General features: G+C 64.5%; 14 protein-coding genes and 1 tRNA gene. 7 read left to right on the forward strand and 8 right to left on the reverse strand.

Translation table 11 applies throughout. The annotated features are described in order from the left end of the window. The first annotated feature begins 1 nt into the window (after window position 1). The 4 genes from ABVK50_RS21890 (at window position 2) to ABVK50_RS21905 (ending at window position 3,694) form a co-directional block, all read left to right on the forward strand. On the forward strand, window positions 2-1,744 hold the full coding sequence (locus ABVK50_RS21890) for an adenylate/guanylate cyclase domain-containing protein (protein WP_353644577.1): 1,743 nt from the start codon (window positions 2-4) through the stop codon (window positions 1,742-1,744). A gap of 128 nt (window positions 1,745-1,872) precedes the next feature. Next, a complete protein-coding gene (locus tag ABVK50_RS21895) occupies window positions 1,873-2,931 on the forward strand; it encodes an alpha/beta fold hydrolase (protein WP_353644576.1) in 1,059 nt (352 codons plus the stop codon). Between the two features lie 153 nt (window positions 2,932-3,084). Next, window positions 3,085-3,378, forward strand: coding sequence for a hypothetical protein (locus tag ABVK50_RS21900; protein ID WP_353644575.1), 294 nt, complete (start codon window positions 3,085-3,087; stop codon window positions 3,376-3,378). 130 nt (window positions 3,379-3,508) lie between these two features. Beyond that, on the forward strand, window positions 3,509-3,694 hold the full coding sequence (locus tag ABVK50_RS21905; RefSeq protein ID WP_353644574.1) for a DUF3606 domain-containing protein: 186 nt from the start codon (window positions 3,509-3,511) through the stop codon (window positions 3,692-3,694). A gap of 18 nt (window positions 3,695-3,712) precedes the next feature. Here the strand turns inward: ABVK50_RS21905 and ABVK50_RS21910 are convergent, their stop codons facing one another. After that, a complete protein-coding gene (locus tag ABVK50_RS21910) occupies window positions 3,713-5,347 on the reverse strand; it encodes an AMP-binding protein (protein ID WP_353644573.1) in 1,635 nt (544 codons plus the stop codon). A 155-nt stretch (window positions 5,348-5,502) separates the two neighbouring features. Between ABVK50_RS21910 and ABVK50_RS21915 the strand changes: the two genes are divergently transcribed. Beyond that, a complete protein-coding gene (locus ABVK50_RS21915; protein WP_353644572.1) occupies window positions 5,503-5,679 on the forward strand; it encodes a hypothetical protein in 177 nt (58 codons plus the stop codon). 33 nt (window positions 5,680-5,712) lie between these two features. Here ABVK50_RS21915 and ABVK50_RS21920 read toward each other — a convergent pair whose 3' ends face one another. Together ABVK50_RS21920 and ABVK50_RS21925 are read right to left on the reverse strand one after the other, a co-directional pair. Further along, window positions 5,713-6,438: a Crp/Fnr family transcriptional regulator gene (locus ABVK50_RS21920; protein WP_353644571.1), complete on the reverse strand. Its 726-nt coding sequence runs from the start codon at window positions 6,436-6,438 to the stop codon at window positions 5,713-5,715. 152 nt (window positions 6,439-6,590) lie between these two features. Continuing rightward, window positions 6,591-6,675: transfer RNA gene (locus ABVK50_RS21925), tRNA-Leu, on the reverse strand. Window positions 6,676-6,916: 241 nt separating this feature from the next. On the opposite strand from ABVK50_RS21925, the gene ABVK50_RS21930 reads away from it, so the two are divergent. Next, window positions 6,917-7,504 (forward strand): YqaA family protein, encoded by a 588-nt coding sequence (locus tag ABVK50_RS21930; protein ID WP_353644570.1) that lies wholly within the window; start codon window positions 6,917-6,919, stop codon window positions 7,502-7,504. A gap of 24 nt (window positions 7,505-7,528) precedes the next feature. After that, complete coding sequence (locus tag ABVK50_RS21935) at window positions 7,529-8,044, forward strand: disulfide bond formation protein B (RefSeq protein ID WP_353644569.1); 516 nt, start codon at window positions 7,529-7,531, stop codon at window positions 8,042-8,044. 6 nt (window positions 8,045-8,050) lie between these two features. On the opposite strand, the gene ABVK50_RS21940 is transcribed toward ABVK50_RS21935, so the two are convergent. The 5 genes from ABVK50_RS21940 to ABVK50_RS21960 form a co-directional block, all read right to left on the reverse strand. Beyond that, window positions 8,051-9,634, reverse strand: a complete 1,584-nt coding sequence (locus ABVK50_RS21940) for an indolepyruvate oxidoreductase subunit beta family protein (protein WP_353644568.1) — start codon at window positions 9,632-9,634, stop codon at window positions 8,051-8,053. A 1-nt stretch (window position 9,635) separates the two neighbouring features. Beyond that, complete coding sequence (locus tag ABVK50_RS21945) at window positions 9,636-11,789, reverse strand: indolepyruvate ferredoxin oxidoreductase subunit alpha (RefSeq protein WP_353644567.1); 2,154 nt, start codon at window positions 11,787-11,789, stop codon at window positions 9,636-9,638. Between the two features lie 177 nt (window positions 11,790-11,966). After that, entirely contained in the window at window positions 11,967-12,449 is a 483-nt protein-coding gene (locus ABVK50_RS21950) for a MarR family transcriptional regulator (protein WP_353644566.1), read from the reverse strand. Beyond that, entirely contained in the window at window positions 12,449-14,020 is a 1,572-nt protein-coding gene (locus ABVK50_RS21955) for an NAD(P)/FAD-dependent oxidoreductase (RefSeq protein ID WP_353644565.1), read from the reverse strand. Before ABVK50_RS21955 ends, ABVK50_RS21950 begins: the two co-directional genes overlap by 1 nt. Window positions 14,021-14,031: 11 nt before the next feature. Next, window positions 14,032-14,823, reverse strand: a complete 792-nt coding sequence (locus tag ABVK50_RS21960) for a cyclase family protein (protein WP_353644564.1) — start codon at window positions 14,821-14,823, stop codon at window positions 14,032-14,034. Between the last annotated feature and the right edge of the window lie 35 nt (window positions 14,824-14,858).

The raw sequence follows: 14,858 nt of genomic DNA on the forward strand, positions 1-14,858 counted from the left end.
CATGGAACAGAGACTAGCCGCAATTCTGGCTGCCGATATGGCGGGCTACAGCCGGCTAATGGAAGCCGATGAATCCGGCACGCTCGCACGCCTTCGAACGCATCGCATAGAACTGGTCGACCCCGCCATCGCCAAGAACAAGGGCCGGATCATCAAGACCACCGGAGACGGCATGCTCGTCGAGTTCCAGAGCGTGACCGATGCCGTGAAATGCGCCGTGGAAATCCAACAGCGGATGAAGCGGCGCAATTCGGACGTGCCGCCAGAACGGCGCATCGAATTCAGGATCGGCATAAATCTCGGCGACATAATTTTCGAGGATGAGGACATTTTCGGCGACGGCGTCAACATTGCCTCGCGCATCGAACAACTCGCGGACATCGGCGGCATCTGCGTGACTGCGGCGGTGGCGACTCAAATCGCCGACCGTCTCGAAATTGCCATCGAGGATCTCGGCGAGAAGACGCTGAAGAACATCAGCCGTCCGGTTCACCTTTATCGCATTGGGCTTGATGGTCCTGGCCTGCCCTTCCAGCAGACAGAAATCGAGGAAAAGCGATCCATTTCGAAACCTTCGATAGTGGTGCTGCCATTCAACAACATGAGTGGCGACCCTGAGCAGGAATTTTTCGCGGACGGCCTGACGGAGGACATCATCACCGAATTGTCCCGCCACCACGAGCTATTTGTGATTTCTCGGAATTCCAGCTTCGTCTATAAGAACCGCGCGGTGAATGTGCGCGAAGTGGCCGAGAAGCTCGGCGCCCAGTACCTCGTGGAGGGAAGTGTCCGCAAGATCGGCGACAGGGTGCGCGTGACGGTCCAGCTCATCGACACGGCGAATGACGCTCATATCTGGGCCGACAAGTATGACCGTAAGCTGGACGACATATTCGCGATACAGGACGAAGTAACCTCCGCGATCGCAGCCACGCTGCCCGGGCGCGTCGAGGCGGCTCAGCGGGACCAGCTTGCGCGGACGAAACCTGCAAACATGGCCGCGTACGAATGTGTGCTCACGGCAAAGGTGCTGCATCACCGGAGTACGTTTGCGGACAATGAACGGGCGCAGGCTTTGATAGACAGGGCCGTCGCGCTCGACCCAGATTATGCCCATGCCCATGCCTGGCGCGCCTGCATTCTCGGCCAGGCCTGGGTCCACAACTGGTGCCAAGACAAGGATGCCGTCTGGAACGAAATCGTGGCGGCGCTGGACCGGTCGCTGGCGCTGGACGACAACGACGCCGATGTTCATCGCATCCTTGCCGCAGTGAACGTGAACAGCAATGAACTGACCACAGCGCGCTACCATCAGGAGCGCGCCCTGGCCCTCAATCCCAACTATGATCTCGTCGTGGTGCAGCAAGGCGAATTGTTGACGTGGCTGGGACGGCCGGAAGAAGGAATTGAATGGATCCGCAGGGCAATGCAGTTGAACCCGCACCACCCGGAGAGATTCTGGAGCCATCTTGGCAAAGCGCATTTCACCGCGCGCCAGTATGGCGAGGCGATCGAGGCTTTCATGCATCTGTCGATCATGGACTCGGTTCAGCATGCATTTGCCGCCGCCTGCTACGGCTGGATCGGCGACGAAATCGCAGCCGCAGCGCATCTGGCCAAGATCAGAACACTTGATCCCCAATTCGACCTCGAGTCATTCGTCGCGACTCTGCATTACGCTCAGGAGGCTGACGTGCAGCACGTCCGTGAAGGACTGCTAAAGGCCGGTATCGCCCGCCTGTAGAGCCACTGCTGTCCTCCGGCGGCGAATTGGCGTTCGCAAAGCGCGCCAGACGCTGCCGAGACAGATGTCTTGTCACAAGCGCGCACGAGAGTAGAGTCTCGCTGAAACCGATCTTCCGGGGGAGGATCATGGCAAGGCAGCAGGTCCGGTTTTGCAGGAGCTTCGACGGCGCGAAGATCGCCTATGCGATCTCCGGAAGCGGGCCGCCGGTCGTGATGATGCCGAGCTGGCTGACCCACCTGGAATATCAATGGCGCAGCGTCGCCTGGCAACCTTGGCTCGAGGCGCTCTCCTCGCGCTACACCCTGATCAGATACGACCCGCGTGGGTGTGGGCTTTCGGACAGGAATGTCGATGACCTCTCCTTCGACTCCTGGGTTCGGGATTTCGGCGCGCTCGTGGACGCGCTTCGGCTGGACCGCTTCTCGCTGATCGGCATCTGCCAGGGCGGTGCCGTCGCGGTTGCCTATGCGGGACGGGAGCGCGACCGCATCAGCAATCTCGTTCTCTATGGCACATATGCGCGAGGCAGGCACCGGCGCTCCACCATTCCGCTCGAGCCGGAAAAGGCGAAGGTGATGCTGGAGATGCTGCGGCTCGGCTGGGGCCAGGAAGACCACGCCTTCATGCGCTCCTTCGCGACCCAGTTCCAGCCCGAAGGCTCCATCGAACACCTGCGCTCGTGGTGTGAACTGCAGAACGCCGCCACTTCCGCCGACAACGCCGTGGAACTGACGCGTGTCATGTTCGATGTCGACGTCCAGGAAGAGTCGGCGCGCATCACCTGCCCTACGCTGGTCGCCCATCCCGACCGTGATGCGGTCGCACCGTTCGAAGAAGGCCGGCTTCTCGCGCAGATCATCCCCAATGCCCGGTTCCTGCAGCTTAGCAGCCCGAACCACTTCATGCTCCCCAACGAGCCTGCCTGGGCGACCTTCCTCCAGGAGCTATACGCCTTCCTGCCACAACCTGCAGCCGAGGCCGACCCCGTCAACGGACTGACCGCGCGCGAGAAAGAAGTGCTTCACCTGCTTGCGCGCGGCCTCGACAACCATCAGATCGGCGCGCAGCTTAACATCAGCGAGAAGACGGTGCGGAACCACGTGTCCGGCATATTCGCCAAGCTCGGCGTCGATAGCAGGGCTCGGGCTGTCGTGGCCGCGAGAGATGCCGGCTACGGCAGTTGAGATCTTTCAGCGCAGGCGGGACACTAGTCCCGATTCAAGCGGCTTCAATGATATCAAACGGCACCACTCGGGACACGCGTCTCATGTGTCCATCCTCAGCCACTGCTAGGCTTCCCCGATTGTCACCGCCAAGTGCCGTTGGAGAACTCCACAATGACGCGAGCCACTCACAGCATACTTCTGGCAGCCTGTTTTCCCCTGTTCGCGCTGCTTTCGACGGCAGCGGTTCATTCCCAATCATCCGGACCGCATCTCCAGCTTCCGATCGACCAGCTGAAGCACGTTTACCTTGCCTGCGAACGCGAAGCGGCAAAGGGCGGCCTCGATACCGGCGAAATCATGCACTGCTCGGTTCTTTATGAGGAGTTGAAGCGGCGCGCCTTTGACGGAAACTTCAAGCAATTGAAGACCTGGGCAGATACACAGATCGCAGCAGAAGGTTATTGAGGTCGCCTATCTGCCCTTTGAGGTTGGCGGAGCAGCTTACCCGGATCCCGCTCCGCAGCCTGTTGCCAGAACAGGAACAAATTCCCGCCAGTTCGATTGACGAGATCATCACGACTGGCGGGAGCACACGATGGCAGACGACAAAGGGAAGACCGGACAACAGGATCGCATTCGTGTCGCCAGCGGGCAGGAATACGAGGTCCACGACTTCGCCGAGAAATTCGGCTTAACGAACGGGGAAGCGCGCGATCTGATAGAGCGCTTCGGCAACGATCGCGAGACCCTGGAGCGCGAGGCGAGAAAGCTGAAGAAATGAAGGGCGGTGCGGATCCCGCTATACCCCGGCCTCGGCCCGCGCACGGTCGCGAAAGACGCGGCGGATAACCTTGCCGGTCGTGGTCAGCGGCATCTCGTCGACGAACTCGACCTCGCGCGGATATTCGTGCGCCGAAAGCCGCTCGCGCACCCAAAGCTTTATCTCCTCGGCGAGCACGTCGCTGGCGGCGGTCCCGTCCTTCAGCACGACATAGACCTTGACGATCTCGGTGCGCATCGCGTCCGGCTTACCGACGGCGGCCGCGAGCGCGATTGCAGGGTGGCCGGTCAGGCAGTCCTCGATCTCGCCGGGGCCGATGCGGTAACCCGCCGACGTGATAACGTCGTCGTCACGGCCGAAGAAATGCACATAGCCGTCGCCGTCCTCGATGCCCTGGTCGCCGGTCGTCATCCAGTCGCCGATGAACTTCTTCGTGGTCGCCTGCTCGTCCCGCCAATAGCCGAGGAACATCACCGGATCGGGCCGCAAAATGGCGATCTGACCCGCCTCGCCCGGCTTCATGCGCCGCCCGTCCTCGCCGATCACCGCCGCTGTGTGGCCGGGCACCGCCTTGCCGATCGCGCCGGCGCGGCTGACGCCGATCGCAGCGCAGGACGACAGCACCAGATTGCATTCGGTCTGGCCGTAGAATTCGTTGATGGTGATGCCGAATTCCGCGCGCGCCCATTCATAGGTCTCGCGCCCAAGCGACTCGCCGCCGGAACCCACCGTGCGCAAGTCGAGCCGGAAGCGCCGGCCGATATCGGGCACGGTCTTCAGAATCCTGAGCGCCGTCGGGGGGATGAAGGCGTTTCGGACCCGCATCTTCTCGGCAAGTACGAGCGCAGCCTCCGGGTCGAACTTCTCGAACCGTCCGGCCACCACCGGCACACCGAAATAGAGGCCGGGCAACAGCACGTTGAGCAGGCCGCCCGCCCATGCCCAGTCGGCCGGCGTCCACAGAAGGTCGCCCGGCTGCGGCAGGAATTCATGATGCGTCTGCACGCCGGGCAGATGGCCGAGGAGAACGCGGTGGCCGTGCAGTGCGCCCTTGGGCGGACCCGTGGTGCCGGAGGTGAAGATCATCATCGCCGGATCGTCGGGACCGGTGTCCTCGGCCGTGAAATGCGGCGAGTGATCGGCGACCAGCCGGCGGAAATCGATCGCATCGCCATCCGCCCCATCGATCGACACGATCCGCTCGGGGCCCGCCGGCCTGTCCGTGATTTTGCGGATTTTCGCATGGCCAACGGCATTGGTGACGACTGCCCTGACGCCGGCCGTCCGCAGCCGGTATTCAAGCGCTTCAGCGCCAAACAGCAGCGCCAGCGGCACGGCGATCGCGCCGAGCTTGTAGATGGCGACGTGGGCGATCGCCGTCTCGAAACATTGCGGCAGGAGCAGCGCCACGCGGTCGCCGCGCCCGACGCCGAGCGCTCTCAGCCCGTTGGCGAGCGCGTTGGAGCGCGCCGCAAGTTCGCCGAAGCTCAGGGGCTGCGCTTCGCCCTCGGCCCGGTAATCGAGCAGCGCCGTGCGGCCCGGATCGCTTGCCGCCCAGCGGTCCGAAACCGCAACGCCGATGTTGAAACGCTCGGGGATCGTCCAACGAAAGTCGCGGATGAGGCTGGCATAGCTGTCGCGCCGTTCGAGCATGAGCGATGGTTATCCCGCCGGACCGCCCTTTGACAACCTGCCCCGAGGTTAACTCGTCTGCCGGCGCGCCTGCTATGCCAACTGTGCGCCATTGTCTCATGGAACCATCGTTCCGGTTTCGCGTATGCTTTCGACGGAGGGCCCGAGGAGGGGACATGGATCTCGACTTCGCCAGATTCGCACTCGGCATGGTCATCGGCATCACGGTCGGCGCACTGCTCGGATATGTCGGCGGCGACTGGATATTCGACGACGGCTCGGTCGGACTGGGCTTCGGCGTCGTCATCGGCGCCGGCGTCGGGGCGCTCATCGGCGTCATCGCCAGTTCGTAGCCGGACGCGCCGAAACGCCACTCGTGATCGCCGCTACGCGGCCGAGTCGATCTTGCCGACCAGCCGTTCGAATTCGTCCTCTGGAATTCCGTAGGCGCCGTCAGTCAATGCGATCAGCCCTTCCCGGTCGCGGATTACGACGACGCCCCGGTTGGCCCGGATCAACCCCTTGCCCTCCAATATCTGGATGGCGACGGTGACGCCCGGCCTGCGTACGCCGAGCATGATCGACAGGAATTCATGCGTCAGTTCCAGCTTTTCGCCCTCTACACGGTCCGCGCACATCAAGAGCCAACGTGCCAGGCGTTCCTCGAGCTTCGAGCGCGCATTGGCCAATGCGGTGAACGACGTTTGCGTCGAAAGGCTCTGGACGTATCGCAGCAGGAACATCCGGAGCGTCGGGCTTTCGGCCATGGCGGCCGACAGCACCTCGGCCGGCAGCCTTGTCGCGTCGCCCTCGAGCTGGATTATACATTCGCAAGGCTGCCTGTCGTCGCCCATGACGAGCGGCGTGCCGGTCATGCCCTCGAAGCCGATCACGCCAACCTCCGAGTCCCTGCCCCTCGGGATTTTCGCGATCAGCGATGCAATGCAGCTTTCCGGAAAATAGACGAACTCGATCGGCGCGCCCGGCCGCTGGAGCACCGTCTTCAGCTTGAAGGAGATGCGCTCGAAATGCGGCTCGAGCAGGGAGAGGTCGGCCGGGCCCAGCCGTCGCAGCAATTCGTTCCTGAAATGCGTTTTCGTGGATTGGAGCATGGCTTTGCCCCTCGTGTTGGGCAAGAGTGCTCGACTCCCAGCCGTTCGCGCCCGTGAAATGTGCGAACGGTCACCTTTTGTACGCTTTTAACCAAGCAAGCGCAATTTTTTCCGGGGGCGCGGCCCGCAGGGATAGGGTGCGGCGCCGTTAGTGGTGCCCCCTGCCGGGATCGAACCAGCACTCCTTTCGGAACCTGATTTTGAGTCAGGCGCGTCTACCAATTCCGCCAAGGGGGCGCACGCCGCATCGGCGTGAACGGCTGCGGACTATACGGAGAGGCCCCGCCCCGTCAACTGCCGCGCATCGATTTCATCGCCTGTCGGCATACTGCGCTGCGCCGATCCTGCCCAGAGCGCCCGCGTCCGCCCGGATTCGCAAAGGAACATTCTGGAAGATGCATCCGCGTATGACCGAAAAGCGGTTTCCACTTTCCGGGGTCATGCGCTAGAGAGGCTCGGCAATCAAACGGGGACGCGCATGCTTCGGAAACTGTATGACTGGACCTTGTCGCTTGCGGCGCGCAAATCCGCCGAATGGTGGCTGGCCTTCATCGCTTTCGTCGAAAGCTCGGTCTTCCTGGTCCCGGCCGACGTGCTCTATCTGCCGATGGCGCTGTCCCGGCCCGACCGTGCCTATCGCTACGCGCTCGTCGCCACGGTCGCCTCGGTGCTGGGCGGCATAGCCGGCTGGTTCATCGGCTTCTACGCTTATGAGACGATCGCCCGGCCGGTGCTGGAATTCTACGGCAAGCTCGACGCATTCGATGCGCTGCGGCTGTCGTCGGGCACCGGCTTCATCCTCCTGATGTTGGTCACTTCGGGCCTCTCGCATCTGCCGCCGATCAAGGTGGTAACCATTCTTGCGGGCGTCATCGGCTTTCCGCTCGGCTGGTTCATCCTCTCGGCCATCGTCGCGCGCGGCGCACGTTTCCTGTTCCTGGCTTGGCTGCTGCGCAGCTATGGCGAGCCGATCCGCCATTTCATCGAAAAACGCCTCGGCCTGATCGCCGGCGCCGGCGCCGCCGCCGTTATTTTGCTCTACATCCTCGTCAGATACGTGTTCTGATGGCCAACACCGAGACCTGATGCCATGTCGTCGCTGACAAAGCCCACCAGCAGCGTTCAAACGGTGACCGCGCTCATCCTGCTTGTCGCCATGGGGGTCACTGTAGGCATCGCGCTCGGCTTCCAGCACATTGGCGGCTACATACCCTGCGCGCTCTGCCTGGAGCAGCGCTGGCCCTATTATGTAGGCGTGCCGTTGATGGCGGTGGCCGCGCTCTCGTCGCACTTCCACTGGCCGGCTTGGATGACGCGCGGCCTGCTGCTCCTCGGCGCGCTGCTGATGCTCTACAGCCTCTATCTCGGCGTCTTCCATTCCGGCGTCGAATGGGGCTGGTGGGCCGGTCCGGCCGATTGCGGCGCGGTCGCCACCCAGGTCGATACCGGCGGCGCCGGCGTCCTCGACGCCATCAACACGGTGATCCCCCCCGCCTGCGACAAGGCGGCGCTGAGGGTGCTCGGCCTGTCCTTCGCCGGTTGGAACGCGATCGTCAGTCTCCTGCTTGCCATCGTCGCGCTGCGCGGCGCGCTCGGCAAAGCCTGACGGCAATCAATGCAGCGTCGGCACGCCCGCATCCAGCGAGGCGACGGTCTTCAGCGCGCCGTCGAGCATGTCGCCTTTTTCGTCCTTCAGCGCCGCTTCGCGCAAGCGCCGCAGCCAGTCCGCAGCATCCGGCCGCCCGGCAAGCAGCGGCAGGCCTGACAGCACGCGGTCGAATTTCGACTGCGCGCGGGCGTGCGTATCGCTGTAGCCCTTGATCAGCCGACGACAATTCAGGATCTCGACCGCCAGCGCGTAGTCGCTCGCGGCATGGTCGAGCGCCAGCCGGTACCAGCGCTCCAGATGCGCGCTCTCCACCTGATGGCGCAGCAGTTTCCGGCGCCAGCGTCGCAGCCCGCCGACCAGCCACAGCGCTGAGAAGCCGAGCATGCCGTCGGTGCGGATGCGTCGCCCGCGATTGATGCGCCGGTCGATGAAAGCCGCGAGGCTCGGGCGGCTTTCGATGTAGCGGCCGAGCCCGGCCGGCAGCGCGCCGCAGAACTCCTCGACGCGCGGATGGAAATATTCGGTGACCTGAAGTACCGAGCCTTCCGCCACGCCGACCTCGCGGCGCACGCGCCGGTCGCGGGTCGAGCGCGTCTTCAGGTCGGCTACGCGGATCATGTCGTCGTAGCACATGGCGTTGGCGAGGTGCTTGGCCGCGGCGATCGAGAGCGCATGGCCCCACCCGGCGCGTTCGAGGCCTACCGCCTGATCCAGCCGGTTCAGATATTCCGCGCCATAGGCGAGGTCCTGGTAGTCGACGACCTTTTGCAAGCCGCGCCCGGCCATGTCACGCATCGGTTCCGGATAGGCGGCGACACGCGCCTGCAGCTTTTGCCATCGGTTCAGCAGGTGGTCCGGTCCGAGCACGCCTTTTGCACCGACCGCTTGTTGCGCGGCATTCATTCCGTCCGATGTCTTAGCAGGACCGGCGAGCACGTTGCCCTGATGCGCCCGCTCATATGCCCCCGCAAACGCCGCCAGGCTGGCCTTCACGCCACGGCCCGAAGCCAGGATGGTCTTTTCGTAGTTTTCGCGCGGGAAGGGCAGAGCGCCGGAACCGGCCAGCGCACCGAGCAGGCTGGCTGAAATCATAGAGCCGTTCTCGGCGGCGATCTTTTCCATGTCGAAGGCGATGAAGCGCTTCGCGGCATTCTCCGCGGTCGCGAGCACTTTGGCGGAAGGCGCGCGGCCATCGCCCGGCTCGATCTTTTCCGACACCGCCGCGATCCGGTGCGACGAAGCGATTACCGTGGTGCGGTCGGCTGTCACGAAGCCGCGCATGATGGCGCGCCCCGCCTCCATCAGTTCGGCCGCGATCAGTATGTCGACGTCGCCCGGCGAAGGCGACAGCGCGAAGACCGGCTGCCGCCCGAGATCGCGGCACATCTCGACATAGTAGATCGTAGCGCCGGTGCGCTGCGCCACGCCGGCCACCGAGGTCGATTGCGCGAGATAGCCGCTGCGTTCGGCTACATCGGTGATCCAGTCGGCCAGCACGCCGCCGCCCTGCCCGCCGACCGCGAGCACGGCGAGCTTTATGATGCGGCCCTCATCCGCCTGCGGATCGGGGGAAGCCAAGGCGTTCATTTCAGGCATCCGCGAAGGACAGCCGGCGGCGCTCACGCCAGCCTTGCAGCCAACCGATCACCTTGCGGCGCTGCCGCTCGGCGAAGCGGTCCCACCGGCCCGGATTGTGCACCACGTCGGCGCGGTAGAAGGACGGGCAGAGCACGGCGGCATCCGCCACTTCGCCGCAATTGCCGCAGCCGACGCAGCTCTGGTCGATATGAGCTACCGGATCGTCGCGCAGCGGGTCGTCGAGCGACTTGACCGACAGCGACGGGCAGCCGGAAAGCCGCATGCAGGCGTGGTCGCCGGTGCAGATGTCCTCGTCGACGCCGAATTTCGGCTTCACGACGCGCTCGCCGCCCTTGATCGCCTTGTCGATCAGCGGCTTTTCGCGGCGCTGCCGGTTCAGCATGCATTCCGACGACGCGACGATGACCTTCGGCCCCGTCTCTTCGGTCGTCAACGCCTCGCGCAGCGTCTCTCGCATCTTGCCGACGTCGTAGGTCCGCTCGAGGTGGCGCACCCATTTGACGCCCATGCCCTTCACCGCCTCGGTGATCGGATGTTTCGTCGCCTTGGAGCGGTTCTCGGCGCGCGACGACAGGATGTCCTGGCCGCCGGTGGCGGCCGAATAGAAATTGTCGACGATGACGATGACGCCGTCATTCTTGTTGAACACGGCGTTGCCGATCGAGGAGGTCAGGCCGTTGTGCCAGAAGCCTCCGTCGCCGAGAAAGGAGATCGACCGCCGCTTGGCGTCGGGAGAATTGAACGCCGAAGCCGACGCAGGGCCGAGGCCGTAGCCCATGGTCGTCGCGCCGAGTTCGAACGGCGGCATGATCGAGAACAAGTGGCAGCCAATGTCGGAGGCGATGTGGTGCGGCCCGAGTTCCTGCTCGACGAGCTTGGTGGCGGCGAAGATCGGCCGCTCCGGGCAGCCGACGCAAAAGCCCGGGGGCCGGCCCGGCACGATAGCGGCGAGGTCGGTGATCTCGTCGGCAGAGCCGGTGCGGTTGGGCGCGCGGATCTGCACCGGCAGCATGTGCGGCGCGGCCTGGCGCAGGAAGGCGCTGACCCCGTCCAGCATCACCTGGCCGGTATATTCGCCGGCCATCGGCAAGAACTCCTTGCCGGAGATTTTCGTGCCGCGCCCTGCCTTGTGGAGCATAGCGGCGAACGCCTGCTCGATGTAGTTCGGCTGGCCTTCCTCGACCACCAGCACCTCGTCCTTGCCCTCGCAGAAGCGCAGGAACTCGTCGTCGATCAGCGGATAGACGGCGTTGAGGACATAAATAGGCACCTGCGTTTCGCCGAAATTGTCGGCCAGGCCCATGCGCTCCAGCGCCCTTATCACTGCGTTGTACATGCCGCCCTGGCATACGATGCCGACCCTGGCGTCTTCCGGCCCGAAGAACTCGTTGATCTTCTGCGCCTTGATGTATTCGACCGCCGCCGGCCAGCGCTTCGCCACCTTCTCCTTCTCGTGCAGGAAAGAGGCCGGCGGCAGCACGATGCGGCCTGTGTCGCGGCGGGGCGAGGACAGGGCGTCGGCGACCGTCATTGCCGGGCGCTTGTTGTCCCTGGCGGTGAAGTGGCCATGGACGTGGCAGCAGCGGATGCGGACCAGCAGCATGACCGGCGTGTTCGACGCCTCCGAGAGTTCGAAGCCGTGCTCGACCGCCTTGACGATCGACGGCAGGTTCGGCCGCGGGTCGAGCAGCCAGACCTGGCTCTTCATCGCGAAAGCGTGGCTGCGCTCCTGCATGATCGAGGAGCCCTCGCCGTAATCCTCGCCGACGATTATCAGCGCACCGCCGGTAACCCCGCCGGAGGCGAGGTTGGCCAGCGCGTCCGACGCGACATTGGTGCCGACGGTCGACTTGAAGGTCGCAGCGCCCCGGATCGGATAATGCACCGAAGCCGCCAGCATGGCGGTCGCCGTCGCCTCCGAGGCGCTCGCCTCGAAATGCACGCCCAGCTCGCCCAGAATGTCTTGAGCGTCCGCCAGCACGTCCATCAGATGGCTGATCGGCGCGCCCTGGTAGCCGCCGACATACCCGACGCCGCATTCGAGCAGCGCCTTGGTGATGGCCAGAATGCCCTCGCCCGAGAACTTTTCGCCCGCCCCGAGCCGGAGCTTTTCGACTTCCTTCGCGAAAGATCGTTCAGCCATGGTGCGTCTCCTTTCCTTCTCCCCGTTCACAGGGAGAAGGTGGCCAGAAGGGCCGGATGAGGGGCAGCGCAGGCGGCGACGGTTGGCCCCACCCCTCACCTGCCTGCTGGCATCCTCTCCCGGTTAACGGGGAGGGGGGACGCTGCCGCAATGCGTTCACCAAGTACACCATCGCGCTCAGATCTCGTGTTTCCGGATGTTCCGCAGCATCTTCTGCAGCGTCACGATCAGCGCCGAATATTCGGCCTCGTCTATGCCGGCGAACATTTTCTCGAATTCCTCGTGCATGGCCGGCCAGGCGCGGGCGAACTCGGCGCGGCCGTCATCGGTCAGGAAAACCTTGCGCACGCGGCTGTCGTCCTCGCAGGCCTCGCGCCGCACCAGCCCCTGCGCCTCCAGCGCATCGAGCGTGCGGCTCATCGTCGACTGCTCGATCACCGTATAGACGGCAAGGTCGTTGACGGTGACGCCATCGGCGACCGACAGCACCGCCAGCGCCCGCACCTTGGGGACGGTCAGCCCCTGCTTCTTCAAATCCTCGCGCAGGCTGGCATTGTAGCGGCCCATGATGCGGTTCATCAGATAGGGCGCGAATTGCTGCAGACCTATCTCGCCGAGCGTAGAGGCGCGCGGCTTCTTCTCAGGCAGGCTCTGGTCCATCACAGCCTCCCCGCCAGCAGATAGCCGGAGCCGCCGCCCAAGCCCGCGCCCGGATGGGTCGATGCGCCGATGTGGTGCAGGCCTTTGATGCCGGTGTCGTGGTTGCGGCTGCCCTTGAACGGCCGCCACAGAAACGACTGGTCGATCGCCGACGACCCGCCATAAGGGTCGCCGCCGACGAGATTGATGTTCATCGCTTCCAGATCGGCCGGCGAATACGCCTTCCGCGCGATCACGCTGTCCCTGAAGCCGTCGATGTGGGCGGAGAGGATCGCCTCTGCCCGATCGGCATAGGCTTCGCTCAGCGCCTCGGTCCATACGCCGTCGGCGGGCGTTTCGAGCTTTCCCGCCGCATCGCCCTTGATGCGCCGCGGCGCTTCCGGAAGCTGCAGCCACAGGATAGCCTTGCCCTCGGGACAGCGCGACGGGTCGAGCACGTGCGGCTGGCCGACGCAGATCGTCGGCGTCTCCGGCAGCATGCCCCTCGCCGCCTCGTTGCAGGCCTTGGAGACGCCGTCGAGACCCGGCGCCAGATGCAGCAGCGCAACCTTATCCAACCCCTCGCCGCGCCAGGCCGGAATTCTGTCCAGCGCATAGTGGATCTGGAAATTGCCCTTGCCGTAGCGATAGCGCTTCAAATCTTCGGCAACGCCCGCCGGTTCCCTGCCCTTCAGCAGCCTGCCGTAGAGCTGGGTCGGGGTGACCGAGCAGATCACGCTTTTCGCAGCAGCGATTTTCTCGCCCGAGGCGAGCTGCACGCCGATGGCGCGGCCATTCTTCTCGATAATGCTCTCCACATCGGCGTTGACGCGGATCTCGCCGCCACGCTCGGCTATCAGCCTTTCGAAGGCGGTGAGTATGTTGCGCGCACCGCCCTTGACGATCGGCGCGCCGGCCGCCTCCAGCGCAAAGGCTATGACCTTGCTGATCTGACCGGAGAACGCGTCATCCGGCCCCAGTCCGGCATGCAGTGCCCACGGAGCCCACAGCGCGCGCGAAAGCTCGGAACCGTAAGCGGTTTCGAGCCAGCCGCGCGCCGGAACCAGAGCATCGCCGAAAAACGCCGCAAATTGGCGCGGGCCGCGCAGCCACGCCTCGCGCGCAAGCATTTTCCCCGTCGGAAACGACCACATCGAACCGCCGAGCAGGCCGAACAGCAATCCGGCATTGGCCTCCACCGCACCGACGTCGCGGCCATATTGCTCGCCATCGCCTGCCGCTGCCGCCTCAAGCGCGGCGATGTTGGCGGCGCGGTCGGTGCGGTGGATAAGATGGGAGCCGTCGGGCCGCAGCACGCCGGTCGGCATGCTCGTATTGCAGAACTCCAGCCCGTGCCGCGCCAGGTCCTTGCCGAGCGCCGCAAACGCCGGCGAAGTGGTGAACAGCACGAAGGTCGTCGCCATCACGTCGTGGACGAAGCCCGGCGCGGTGATCTCGTCCGTGCGGATGCAGCCGCCGATCCGGTCGTTGCGCTCCAGCACCAGCACCTTCGCGCCCTTGCCCGACAGCATCGCAGCGCAGACCAGCGCATTGATGCCGCTGCCGACGATGATGTGGTCGGGCGCGCCCATCGCGGCGCTGCCTAGCCTCGCGGCACGAGCGCCAGCACCCGGGTCGGGCTGCCGGTGCCGTTCTCGATCTTGAGCGGCGCTGCGATAAGGATCGCGCCCTTCGGCGGCAGTTTGTCGAGATTGCAGAGGCTCGCCAGCCCGTAGCGGTTGGCCTTGTGCATCAGGCTGTGCGCCGGGAATGGCGGCTGCATGCCGCCGGCCTGGCCGGCGTCGGTGCCGATCGTCTCGCTGCCCCAGCCGATGGCGCCGGTCGAGATGATGTACTCGATCGCTTCTGCCGTCGGTCCGGGCGTGTGCGGGCCCGTGTCGTTGGCGTTCAGGAACTCGGCTTCCGAACCGTTCCGCTTGTACCAGTCGGTGCGCATCACCACCCACTCGCCCGGCTTGATCGCGCCATGCGTGGCTTCCCACGCCTTGATGTGGTCGACGGTCAGCAGGAAATCGTCGTCGTCGGCCGCCTCCTTCGAGCAGTCGATGACGTTGACCGGCGCGACGAAGTTCTTCGGCGCGATCGTGTCGGTCGAGCCGTCCGTATAATCCTTGCCGGTGATCCAGTGCTTCGGCGCGTCGAAATGGGTGCCGGAATGCTCGCCGAGCTTCAGCCAGTTCCACGCCCACCACGGCCCCTTGTCGTCATAGGCGGAGATCTTGTGGATCTCGATCTTCGGCGTATCGACCGCCAGTTCCGGCGGCAGCTTGATCAGTGGCGTATCCGGCCCCAGCACGGCCGACAGGTCGACCACCTCGACCTTGCCCGACAAAAGATGCTCGGCCAGATCGCCCAGAATATTCTGCGTTCCCATCGTTCCTTCTCCCTCTTCCTCTGGATGCACGGCAA

The sequence above is a fragment of the Mesorhizobium sp. WSM2240 genome (genome assembly GCF_040438645.1).
Taxonomy (GTDB): domain Bacteria; phylum Pseudomonadota; class Alphaproteobacteria; order Rhizobiales; family Rhizobiaceae; genus Allomesorhizobium.

What these genes read in the sequence shown, in the direction of transcription:
- ABVK50_RS21890 (WP_353644577.1), top strand. Translation starts at nt 2, where the DNA reads ATGGAACAGAGACTAGCCGCAATTCTGGCTGCCGATATGGCGGGCTAC.
- ABVK50_RS21895 (WP_353644576.1), top strand. Translation starts at nt 1,873, where the DNA reads ATGGCAAGGCAGCAGGTCCGGTTTTGCAGGAGCTTCGACGGCGCGAAG.
- ABVK50_RS21900 (WP_353644575.1), top strand. Translation starts at nt 3,085, where the DNA reads ATGACGCGAGCCACTCACAGCATACTTCTGGCAGCCTGTTTTCCCCTG.
- ABVK50_RS21905 (WP_353644574.1), top strand. Translation starts at nt 3,509, where the DNA reads ATGGCAGACGACAAAGGGAAGACCGGACAACAGGATCGCATTCGTGTC.
- ABVK50_RS21910 (WP_353644573.1), bottom strand. Translation starts at nt 5,347, where the DNA reads ATGCTCGAACGGCGCGACAGCTATGCCAGCCTCATCCGCGACTTTCGT.
- ABVK50_RS21915 (WP_353644572.1), top strand. Translation starts at nt 5,503, where the DNA reads ATGGATCTCGACTTCGCCAGATTCGCACTCGGCATGGTCATCGGCATC.
- ABVK50_RS21920 (WP_353644571.1), bottom strand. Translation starts at nt 6,438, where the DNA reads ATGCTCCAATCCACGAAAACGCATTTCAGGAACGAATTGCTGCGACGG.
- ABVK50_RS21930 (WP_353644570.1), top strand. Translation starts at nt 6,917, where the DNA reads ATGCTTCGGAAACTGTATGACTGGACCTTGTCGCTTGCGGCGCGCAAA.
- ABVK50_RS21935 (WP_353644569.1), top strand. Translation starts at nt 7,529, where the DNA reads ATGTCGTCGCTGACAAAGCCCACCAGCAGCGTTCAAACGGTGACCGCG.
- ABVK50_RS21940 (WP_353644568.1), bottom strand. Translation starts at nt 9,634, where the DNA reads ATGAACGCCTTGGCTTCCCCCGATCCGCAGGCGGATGAGGGCCGCATC.
- ABVK50_RS21945 (WP_353644567.1), bottom strand. Translation starts at nt 11,789, where the DNA reads ATGGCTGAACGATCTTTCGCGAAGGAAGTCGAAAAGCTCCGGCTCGGG.
- ABVK50_RS21950 (WP_353644566.1), bottom strand. Translation starts at nt 12,449, where the DNA reads ATGGACCAGAGCCTGCCTGAGAAGAAGCCGCGCGCCTCTACGCTCGGC.
- ABVK50_RS21955 (WP_353644565.1), bottom strand. Translation starts at nt 14,020, where the DNA reads ATGGGCGCGCCCGACCACATCATCGTCGGCAGCGGCATCAATGCGCTG.
- ABVK50_RS21960 (WP_353644564.1), bottom strand. Translation starts at nt 14,823, where the DNA reads ATGGGAACGCAGAATATTCTGGGCGATCTGGCCGAGCATCTTTTGTCG.